The following is a 10,674-nucleotide window of genomic DNA, read 5'->3' as shown; positions in this document are numbered from 1 at the left end:
GGCCGGCTCGGCGGCCGGGGCGGCCGGGGCGTCGTACGCCGGAGCCGCCGGAGCGGCCGGCTCGGGCGCGGGCGCCGCGGGTGCGGCGTCTGCCGCCGGCACCGGCGGCTGCTGCGCCGGGTCGACGGGGTTCTGGGGGTCGCTCATGTGGGTTTCCTCTCGCATGTGACTCTGGACGACCGTAGCGGCAGTCACGGGCCGGAAGCAATCGGCCGCGGTGGGGATGATTCCCCACCGCGGCCGATCCGTGGTCTCAGCGCGGGAGCGTGTCGGACGAGACGATGTCTTCGGCGGCCTGCACGACCGGGATCGCGGCGGTCACCGTCTCCAGGCCCGACAGGCGCGCCGGCGACAGCTGCTTGGCGACCTCGTCGGGAGACATCAGCCCGGCTTCGACGACGAGGTCCGCGACGCTGCGACCGGTGAGCAGCGCGGTCTTGGCGAGTGCCGCGGCGGCGGCGTACCCGATGAACGGGGTGAGCGCCGTGATGACGCCGACCGACGAGCCGACCATCGCGCCCAGCCGCTCGCGGTTGGCGGTGATGCCGTCGACGCAGTTGACGCGCAGCGTGTACATCGCCTGACGCAGCCACGTGATCGACTGGAAGATCGAGTGCGCGATCACCGGCTCGAACGCGTTCAGCTGCAGCTGGCCGCCCTCGACCGCCATCGTCACCGTGAGGTCGGAGCCCGCGACGGCGAACGCGACCTGGTTGACGACCTCGGGGATCACCGGATTGACCTTGCCCGGCATGATGCTGGACCCCGCCTGCATCGCGGGCAGGTTGATCTCGCCGAGGCCCGCCTGGGGCCCGGACGACAGCAGCCGCAGGTCGTTGCAGATCTTCGAGAGCTTGATCGCGTTGCGCTTGAGCGACGACGAGAACGACATGAACGAACCGGTGTCGCTCGTCGCCTCGACGAGGTCGGAGGCCGTCGCGAGGTCAAGACCCGAGATCTCGCGCAGGTGCCGCAGCACCGCCGGAGCGTAGCTCGGGTGGGTCGTGATGCCCGTGCCGATCGCCGTGGCCCCCATGTTCACCTCGTACAGCAGGTACGCGTTCTCGGTGAGGCGCTGGTGGTCGTAGCCGAGCGTCGTGGCGAAGCCGTGGAACTCCTGCCCGAGCGTCATCGGCACGGCGTCCTGCAGCTGCGTGCGGCCGACCTTGAGCACATCGTGGAACTCGACGGCCTTGGCGAGGAACGACTGTCGCAGCAGGTCGAGCTCCTCCAGGAGCGTGACCAGGTCGAGCCCGAGTCCCACCTTGATCGCGGTCGGGTAGACGTCGTTGGTCGACTGGCTGCGGTTCGTGTCGTCGATCGGCGACAGGAACGCGTAGTCGCCCTTCTCGCGGCCGGCGAGCTCGAGCGCGATGTTGGTGATGACCTCGTTCGCGTTCATGTTGGTCGACGTGCCGGCGCCGCCCTGGATGACGCCCACCACGAACTGGTCGTGGTGCTCGCCGTCGATCACGAGCTGCGCCGCGCGGTCGATGAGGTCGGCCTTGGCGGGATCGAGCACGCCGATCTCGCGGTTGGCGCGCGCCGAGGCCTGCTTGACCATCGCGAGCGCACGGACCAGGTCGGGGTACACCGAGATGGGGCGCTTCGAGATCGGGAAGTTCTCCAGCGCGCGGGCGGTGTGGATGCCCCAGTACGCGTCGGCGGGGATCTCCAGGGATCCCAGGGAATCGGTCTCGATGCGGGTTCGCGTCTTTGCGTCCAGAGCCATGTGTGCAGTCCTCGTGGGTCGTTCACAGCGGTGTGCGGGGTTGCTTCGACCCTACCCTCGTGCACGAGGCGCGAGGCTGTACGGGGCGTACACCCAGCCCCTCCGCACCGTACGCCGGGGAGGACCCGTCGTCACGGCGCGCGAAGCTCACCGACGCTTGCGCGAGAACTCCTCGAGCCGCTGCTCGGGGGTGAGCCGTGCCATGTGCGCGGTCCACTCGGGTGAGAAGAAGTCGGCCGTGGACGCCTCGACGACCGGAACGACCGCGTGGGTGATGGTGTCGTCGTACACGTGCACGAGATGGAACGACTGACCGGCATCCATTCCGTTCACCTCGGTGGCGGGGCGCGCGAGGTTCATCGTGTAGCAGGTGGCCGCCGCGACGCTCACCGGAACGCCGGCGAACATGCCGCTCGTGGAGTGGTGCAGATGCCCCGCCAGGATTGCCCGCACGTCGCTGCCGGCGATCGCATCCGCGAACCTGCCCTGCTCGCGCAGCTCGAGGATGTCGAAGAACGGGATGTGCGACGGCAGCGGCGGATGGTGCAGCGCGAGGATCGTGCCCAGCGGGGCCGGCGTGGCGAGCTCGCCCCGCAGCCACTCCAGCTGGGCGGTGTCGAGGTCGCCGTGGTGCCAGCCGGGCACCGTCGAGTCCAACGCGATGAGGCGCAGGCCGTCGAGGTCCCACACCCCGGTCACCGGCTGCTCAGTCGCGGGGAGGCCCAGAAGCTCGCTGCGCAGCGCGGGCCGCTCGTCGTGATTGCCCGCGACCCACACGACCGGCGCGCCCAGCCGCTCGGCGACGGGCTCGACCGCCTCGCGCAGCGCCCGGTACGCCTCGGGCTCGCCGAGATCGGTCAGATCGCCGGTGAACACGATCGCGTCGGGATGGATGCCGGTGGCCTCGGCCGCGGCAAGGGCCCGGCGCAGGTTCGCAGCCGTGTCGTACCGTCCGCCGAGCGGCGGGTTGCCCGCCAGCAGGTGCGTGTCGCTGATGTGCAGGATCGTCCGCCGCGCGGGCGGATGCTGGCCGAACTGGACGGGCGCGGAGACCATGCCCCCAGATTAGGCCGTGGCTCCGACGCCCGCGCCCGAGCGGTGGTCGAGCGGCGACGGGGTCAGTGGCCGAAGATGATGAGCAGCAGTCCTGCCAGCACTGCGAGCCCGCACATGCCGAACGACGCGTACGCGCCGACGAGAGCGAGACGCTTCTGGCCGTCGGTGAGCGGCGACTTCTTCGCGGCCTTCGCCGCGGCCTTCTCCGCCCGGCGGGCCTCCTTCTCGGAGATCACCGTGATGGCATCGGTGAACTCCGCCGGAGCGACCACGGGCACCCGCCCGGCGCGCACCAGCAGCCGCACCGCGACGGCGTAGAAGCCGACCACGAGGAGCGACGAGATGAGCGCGGCCGCGAAGACCTGCACGAAGGCGAGCCAGTCGATGTCGATCACTTCTTGTCGCCTCCCTTGCCCGGGCGCGCCGCTGCCTTGGCGGCGGCGTCGGCCTTCGAGCGCTCCCCCGCGGCCTTGGCGTCGGCCTTCGCCTTCGCCTTGGCGGCCGCCTTCTCGCGCGACTGCTGCTCGGCGCGCACCCGCGCCTCTTCGCGGGCGATGCGGCGCTGACGGCGGGTGGGCGGCGGGTTGCGCTTGACCTTGACGGCGAGCCCCGAATCAGCGACCTCGCTCATGGCGTTGCTCGCGTTCACCTCGTCACGACGCGAGCGCAGGAACAGTCCGACGATGATCACGACGGCGAGCACCGCGTCGATGAAGACGCCCCATCCGCCGAGCCAGGTGACGATCAGCGCGGCGACGGCACCCACGGCGCCCGCCGCCGGGAGCGTCAGCAGCCAGCCGATCGCGATGCGGCCGACCGTGCGCCAGCGCACCTTCGAACCGCGGCGGCCCAGCCCGGAGCCGATCACGGAGCCGGAGGCGACCTGCGTGGTCGACAGCGCGAAGCCGAACGCGCTCGAGGCGAGGATGGTCGACGCGGTCGCGGTCTCGGCCGAGAAGCCCTGGGCGGGCTTGACGTCGGTGAGGCCTTTGCCGAGCGTGCGGATGATGCGCCAGCCGCCGACGTAGGTTCCGAGCGCGATCGCGAACGCACACGCGAACACGACCCAGGTGTACGGGTCCTCCTGGCTCGAGCTCTGCCAGCCGGCGACGATGAGCGTGAGCGTGATGACGCCCATCGTCTTCTGCGCGTCATTGGTGCCGTGCGCGAGCGCGACCAGCGACGACGTGAAGATCTGCCCCCACCGGAAGCCGTCGCGGCCGTCCGGCTTGCCGTCGTAGCGCCGTGTCAGCAGGTACGCCAGCCGCGTCGCGGCGAACGCGATGACACCCGCCGTGAACGGGGCGATCACGGCGGGGAGCACCACCTTGCCGAGCACCTCGCCGAAGTTGACCGACGACAGCGACATCGTGCCGACGATCGTCGCGCCGATGAGGCCGCCGAACAGGGCGTGCGACGAGCTCGACGGCAGTCCCAGCAGCCACGTGAGCATGTTCCAGGTGATGGCGCCGATGAGGCCGGCGAAGATGATGGGCAGCATCTCCGCACTGGATATCGCGTCTTCGTTGATGATGCCGTGCGAGATCGTCTTCGACACCTCGGTCGACAGGAACGCGCCGACCAGGTTGAGGCAGGCGGCGAGAAGCACCGCCACCTTGGGCTTGAGCGCACCGGTCGCGATCGGCGTCGCCATCGCGTTCGCGGTGTCGTGGAAGCCGTTCGTGAAGTCGAAGAAGAGCGCGAGAGCGATGACCAGAACGACGATCAGGGCTGCGGTTTCCACCGTTCGCTTTCCGAGAGGGAGTGGGAGAAAGGAAGTGCCGACGTGATCGGCGCGACGAACGAAGAGTTCACCAGGGCGTAAGGAACCGGCAACCGGCCACGAGAATCCTACAACGCCGAACTGTCGATCCACGTGACGCGAAATCGGCGCCCGCGGCCCGCCTGGAAGCAGCGCCCGCGGCGCACCGAGAGGATAGCGTGGAACGGTGACTGCTCCAGGCTCTGCAACCGCCCCGTCCACGCCGGACGACGGCATCCATCCTCCCGTCGCGGCCGCCGGCGCGCCTGTCGCTGACAGCAGGACGACAATCCGCTCGCACCACGGCGACGACGTCGAGGACCGCTACGAATGGTTCCGCGCGAAAGAGGACGCGGCGGTCGTCGCGCACCTCGAGGCCGAGAACGCCTACACACAGCAGCGCACCGCGCACCTCGAGGGCCTGCGCGAGCGCATCTTCGACGAGATCAAGGGCCGCACGCTCGAGACCGACCTGTCGGTGCCGACCCGGCGCGGCGACTGGTGGTACTACGGGCGCACCGTCGAGGGCAAGCAGTACGGCATCCAGTGCCGCGCTCCCCTCGCCTCGCCCGACGACTGGACGCCGCCGTCGCTCAGCGCCGACACCGAGGTGCCCGGCGAGCAGATCCTGCTCGACAGCAACGTAGAGGCCGAGGGCAGCGAGTTCTTCTCGCTCGGCAGCTTCGAAGTCTCGAACGACGCACGCCTCATGCTCTACGGCGTCGACGTCGCCGGCGACGAGCGGTACACCGTCCGGGTGCGCGACCTCGAGACCGGCGCTGACCTTCCCGACGTCATCCCCGACACGTTCGCCGGCGCGACCTTCTCGCCGGACGGCCGCTTCATCGTCTACACGACCGTCGACGACGCGTGGCGCCCCGACACCGTCTGGCTGCACGAGCTCGGCACGCCCGTCGAGGACGATGCCAAGCTCTTCCACGAGCCGGACGAGAAGTACTGGGTGGGCGCCGGCTTCACCCGCAGCGACCGGTTCCTCGTCATCGGGCTCGGCTCGTCGATCACGAGCGAGGAGTGGCTGCTGGATGCCGACGACCTGCGCGGGGAGCCTCGCGTCGTGTGGCCGCGTGTCGAGGGCGTCGAGTACGACTCCGAGCACGCCGTCGTCGACGGCGAGGACGTGCTGTTCATCCTGCACAACGACGGGGCCCTGGACTTCGAGCTCGTCCGGGTGGCGGCATCCGATCCCTCCGGATCACGCGAGGTCGTGATCCCGCACCGCCCCGGCGAACGCCTGCTCGGGGTCTCGACCTTCCGCGACTGGGGCGTCGTGGCCTATCGCCGCGGTGGTCTCGCACGCCTGGGCATGCTGTCGTACGCCGACGGCGCCGTCGACGAGATCGAGTTCGACGAGCCGCTCTACTCGGTGGGCACCGGCGGCAACCCGGAGTGGGCGCCGCCGCTGCTGCGACTCGGCTACGGCTCGTTCGTGACCCCGGGCACCGTGTACGACCTCGACGTCGCCACCCGCGAGCTGCACCTGCGCAAGCGTCAGCCCGTGCTCGGCGGCTACGACCCGGCCGAGTACGCGCAGGAGCGCGTGTGGGCGACCGCGCAGGACGGCACGCAGATCCCGATCTCGCTGGTCTTCAAGAGGTCGTTCGGCGACGCCGGCATCGCTCCCCGCCCCGTGCACCTGTACGGGTACGGATCGTACGAGCACTCCATCGAACCCGGATTCTCGGTGGCGCGGCTGTCGGAGCTCGACCGCGGCGTCGTCTTCGCCGTCGCGCACGTGCGCGGCGGCGGCGAGATGGGCCGTCAGTGGTACGAGGACGGCAAGCTGCTCAACAAGCGCAACACGTTCACCGACTTCGTGGACTGCGCGCTGCACCTCATCGACCACGGGTACACGACGGCCGCGCAGCTCGTCGCCGAGGGCGGTTCGGCGGGGGGCCTGCTCATGGGCGCCGTCGCGAACCTCGCCCCCGAGCTGTTCGCCGGCGTGCTCGCCGACGTCCCGTTCGTCGACGCTCTCACGACGATCCTCGACCCGTCGCTGCCGCTGACCGTCATCGAGTGGGACGAGTGGGGCGACCCCCTGCACAACGCCGACGTGTACGCGTACATGAAGTCGTACTCGCCGTATGAGAACGTGCGCTCCGGTGTGCAGTATCCGCGGATCCTCGCGGTGACCTCGCTCAACGACACCCGCGTGCTGTACGTGGAGCCTGCCAAGTGGGTGGCGCGCCTGCGAGAGGTCGGCGCCGACGCGCTGCTCAAGTGCGAGATGGTCGCCGGCCACGGCGGCGTCTCGGGCCGCTACAACGCCTGGCGCGAGCGCGCCTTCGAGCTGGCCTGGTTGCTCGACGTGCTGGGTGTCGCCGACGCCTGACGCCCCCGGCGGGTGGATGCCTCGGTCTGACGTACGGCGTCGGGCCGAGACATCCGCTCCAGGTTTCTGCGCCTCCCGCCTTTCTGAGATCAGGAGATCTCGCGGAGGCAGGACGATGAGTGAGAAAACGGCCTGTCTTCGCCAGATCTCCTGATCTCAGCGGCGGGTGGCGAGTGCAGGAGGCTGAGGGCGGATGGATGCAGCTGGCCGCGGCTCCCCTCCACAGCCGAGGCGCCCGCGGCAGCTTTCCACAATCGGAGTCCGCACCGCGTCCGCATGGACGGCCATCCGCGACGATGACGGCATGCCTGCACCCGACAACTCCGCAGCGCGCCGCGCGGAACTGCTCACCTGGATCCACGCGCACAATGGCGTGGCCCACAGCTCCGACATCCGCGCCGCGGGTTTCACCGGTCACGACATCGCAGGCGCCGTCGCGGTGGGACTGCTCACGCGAGTCCGTCGGTCCTGGCTGATCGCGCCGGACTGCGACAAGCGGCGGGTGGCGGCAGCGTCGGTCAGCGGCCGAGTCACGTGCATCAGTGCGGCGGCCCTGCGGGGCTTCTGGGTTCCTGCGTCCGCGGTGGACGAGAGGATCCACGTCGCGGTCGCGGGCACGGCATCGCGGATCCCGAAGGACGCGATACGCATCCATTGGGGCAACGGGCCCGCGCCCACCGCGAAGAACACGACCGATGATCCGGTGCTGAACGTGCTCTTCCATGTCGCCCAGTGCCTCAACCGCCCTGACGCCCTCGCCGTGTGGGAGTCCGCGGTGCGCAAGAAGTCGGTCGCGCCCGAGGTGCTCGCGCGTGTCGCCTGGCGCAGCACTGCAGCCGCTGCCCTCGCCGCCGTTGCGTCATCGCTGTCGGACTCCGGCCTGGAGACCGCGCTCGTCGACGGAATGCGCCGCGCGGGTGTGACCGTCCAGCAACAGGTGTGGATCGACGGGCATCCCGTCGACGGGCTCATCGGCGATTCTCTCGCCATCCAACTCGACGGCTTCGCCCACCACAGCGACGCGACCGATCGTCGTCGCGACATCGAGGCCGACGCACGCCTGGCGCTGCGCGGATACACGGTACTCCGGTTCGACTACTACCAGGTGCTCTTCCAGTGGGAGCAGGTGCTGGAGACGATCCTGACGGCCATGGCGCAGAACGCTCACCGGCGCCCCGTACTCGCTCTCCGCTGATAGGCCCGGCCTCTCCCAGATCAGGAGATCTCGCCTACACAGGACGATCCGGCCGGAAGCAGCCTGTGTCGGCGAGATCAGGAGATCTCGCAAACAGCCGCCTCGCTGGTCGCGGAACAGAGCCGACCGGATGCTGCAGACTGCGGCATCCCGTCCTCCCCCCAGATCAGGAGATCTCGCGTACGCAGGACGATCCGGCCGGAAGCAGCCTGTGTCGGCGAGATCTCCTGATATCGCGAAGCGAGGCTGCCGCCGGCCGGCGGGTTCAAGCCGGCCGGAAGCAGCCTGTGTCGGCGAGATCTCCTGATCTCGCGAAGCGAGGGCCGCCGGTCAGCCGAAGAGCGCCGCGGCCTCTTCGTAGCGGTAGAGGGGCACCGTGTTGAGCTCGCCGAGGGCGTCGGCGAAGGGGACGCGGACGATGTCGGTGCCGCGCATGGCGACCATCTGGCCCCAGGCGCCGTCGACGACGGCGTCTGCGGCGTGGAGGCCGAGGCGGGTGGCGAGAACGCGGTCGAAGCCCGACGGCGATCCGCCGCGCTGGATGTGGCCGAGCACCGTGGAGCGGGTCTCGATGCCGGTGATCCGCTCGATCTCGGGCGCGAGGATCTCACTGATGCCGCCGAGGCGCGGACGGTTGAAGGCGTCGAGGCCCTTGTCGCTGTAGGCCTCGTCCATGCCCGTGAGCGTGAAGCCCTCGGACACGACGACGAGCGGCGCGCGGCCGCGGTCATGGGCCTTGGTCACGAGGTCGGCGATCTCGTCGATCGACATCGGCACCTCGGGGATGCAGATCGCGTGGGCGCCGGCGGCCATGCCGGCGTGCAGGGCGATCCAGCCGACGTGGCGGCCCATCACCTCGGCGACCATGCACCGCTGGTGGGAGTCGCCGGTCGTGCGCAGGCGGTCCATCGCGTCGGTGGCGATGTTGACGGCGGTGTCGAAGCCGAACGAGTAGTCGGTGGCCCGCAGGTCGTTGTCGATGGTCTTCGGGACGCCGAGCACGTTGATGCCGTCGTTGGCGAGCCGGTTGGCCGCCGCCAGCGTGCCCTCGCCGCCGATCGCGATGATGCCGTCGAGACGGTGGCCGTACATGGTCTTGGCGATGTTCTCGGCGCCACCGCGGGGACCCTCGTACGGGTTCGTGCGCGAAGTGCCGAGGATCGTGCCGCCGACCTTCGACAGGCCCTTCACCTCGTGACGTGTCAGCGGGAAGAAGTCGCCGTCGACGACTCCGCGCCACCCGTCGCGGATGCCGACGAACTCGAGGTCATACGTCGTCGTGCCCTTGAGCACGACCCCGCGGATGACCGCGTTGAGCCCGGGGCAATCGCCGCCGCTCGTCAGGATGCCGATCTTCATGTGCTGTGTTCCTCGCTGTCGGGTGAAGAGAGTCGGCGACGCTGCCTCCCCCGACCTTAGTGCCGGATGCCGCGACCTGCCACACGCGTCGGCCGGGCATGCGGCAGGCCGCTCAGGACGCGGGCCCCCACTCGCCGTCGGCTCCGCGCCGCCACCGCTGCGCGTCGGCCGGTCGCGCCGCGATGCCGCGGAACCAGTACGTCTCGTCGGGGTTCCAGCCCGCGAGCACCGACGCCGCGTCGCCGTCGACGTCGATGAGCCGCGTGGCCGCCGAGAGGTATCCGCGCACCGTGAGGTGCACCCCGTCCGCTTCGGCGGCCACCGCCGTCCAGTCCGGAATGACCCAGCGCCCCTCTCGCCCGGTGACGCGGTACCAGTCGTGCCGTCGCGACGCGGTGACGTCGAGTGGATGCCGCCGGCACAGGTCCGCCCAGTCCTCCGGCCCGTCGATCTCGACGACCCGGGCGGGATGCGCGTCCACCGGCGTCGCGGCTGCCTCATCGCGCCCGAGCGAATCCTCGACCCACCACAGAGCCGCTGGCCCGTCGGATCCGAGGGACCGCGTCGTGCGGATGAGCGCAGGTGGCGGTGTCGACCACCATTCGCCGCTCCACATGGCGCGCGGATCGCGCGGGCGTTCGCGCGCCGCGCTTTCCTCGTCGGCGAGCGTGGCGGCGAGCCATCGCTCGAGTTCTTCGGCGGTCGACCCGGTCGACCCTGTGTGGCCCGCCGGCCCCCACGGCGCAGCCCACTGGTCGCCGAGAGGTGCGACCGAGCCCCACCAGTCCGCGTCCGGGGCTGAACGGATCACGGCACTCGCGCGGGCCAGCACGGGCCGCAGCTCTGCCGTGGCCGCGAGGACGTCGCGGCCGTCCGGCTCCTGCCAGTACTTGGCGGCGTCGACCGACGCGCCGAGCGAATCGCGCAGCAGCGTCCAGGTCGGCTCGACCAGCCGTACGCGCGCCAGCGCCGAGGCGGCCTCATGCGGAAGCACGACAGGATCGGGTGCCGCGTGATCCGCCCCATCACCGAATCGGATGATGCTCCCCGGATGCGGATCGAGTCGGTGCTCGGCCCAGAACACGGCGCTGACGGCATCCTGCCCGCCCTCGGACCCATCGCGCGCGCACGCCAGGACGTACTCCAGGCACAGGCGGCGCCAGCGCGGTCCCGCCTGCAGGCCGCCCCCGTCGGTCGTCACTCCGTCACCCTAGCGA

8 protein-coding genes are annotated in these 10,674 nt (G+C 70.4%); 2 read left to right on the top strand and 6 right to left on the bottom strand.

The window, feature by feature from the left end; translation table 11 throughout:
* Positions 1-253 precede the first annotated feature (253 nt).
* The 4 genes from IF188_RS19740 to IF188_RS19725 form a co-directional block, all read right to left on the bottom strand.
* Positions 254-1,732, bottom strand: coding sequence for an aspartate ammonia-lyase (locus IF188_RS19740; protein WP_191173523.1), 1,479 nt, complete (start codon positions 1,730-1,732; stop codon positions 254-256).
* Positions 1,733-1,879: 147 nt separating this feature from the next.
* The gene (locus tag IF188_RS19735; RefSeq protein ID WP_191173522.1) at positions 1,880-2,788 is read right to left on the bottom strand and encodes a metallophosphoesterase; all 909 of its coding nucleotides are present in this window, start codon (positions 2,786-2,788) and stop codon (positions 1,880-1,882) included.
* A gap of 62 nt (positions 2,789-2,850) precedes the next feature.
* Positions 2,851-3,183, bottom strand: coding sequence for a peptidase (locus tag IF188_RS19730; RefSeq protein WP_191173521.1), 333 nt, complete (start codon positions 3,181-3,183; stop codon positions 2,851-2,853).
* A complete protein-coding gene (locus IF188_RS19725) occupies positions 3,180-4,532 on the bottom strand; it encodes an inorganic phosphate transporter (RefSeq protein ID WP_191173520.1) in 1,353 nt (450 codons plus the stop codon). Before IF188_RS19725 ends, IF188_RS19730 begins: the two co-directional genes overlap by 4 nt.
* A gap of 253 nt (positions 4,533-4,785) precedes the next feature.
* On the opposite strand from IF188_RS19725, the gene IF188_RS19720 reads away from it, so the two are divergent.
* Entirely contained in the window at positions 4,786-6,903 is a 2,118-nt protein-coding gene (locus IF188_RS19720) for a S9 family peptidase (RefSeq protein ID WP_191173526.1), read from the top strand.
* Between the two features lie 304 nt (positions 6,904-7,207).
* Entirely contained in the window at positions 7,208-8,098 is an 891-nt protein-coding gene (locus IF188_RS19715; protein ID WP_191173519.1) for an endonuclease domain-containing protein, read from the top strand.
* Between the two features lie 330 nt (positions 8,099-8,428).
* Here the strand turns inward: IF188_RS19715 and IF188_RS19710 are convergent, their stop codons facing one another.
* Entirely contained in the window at positions 8,429-9,457 is a 1,029-nt protein-coding gene (locus tag IF188_RS19710; protein ID WP_191173518.1) for an ATP-dependent 6-phosphofructokinase, read from the bottom strand.
* 112 nt (positions 9,458-9,569) lie between these two features.
* Positions 9,570-10,658 (bottom strand): hypothetical protein, encoded by a 1,089-nt coding sequence (locus tag IF188_RS19705; protein ID WP_191173517.1) that lies wholly within the window; start codon positions 10,656-10,658, stop codon positions 9,570-9,572.
* Positions 10,659-10,674: the final 16 nt, after the last annotated feature.

The organism is Microbacterium helvum (assembly GCF_014779795.1).
Lineage (GTDB): Bacteria > Actinomycetota > Actinomycetes > Actinomycetales > Microbacteriaceae > Microbacterium > Microbacterium helvum.
This window is presented reverse-complemented; position numbering and strand designations above follow the sequence as displayed.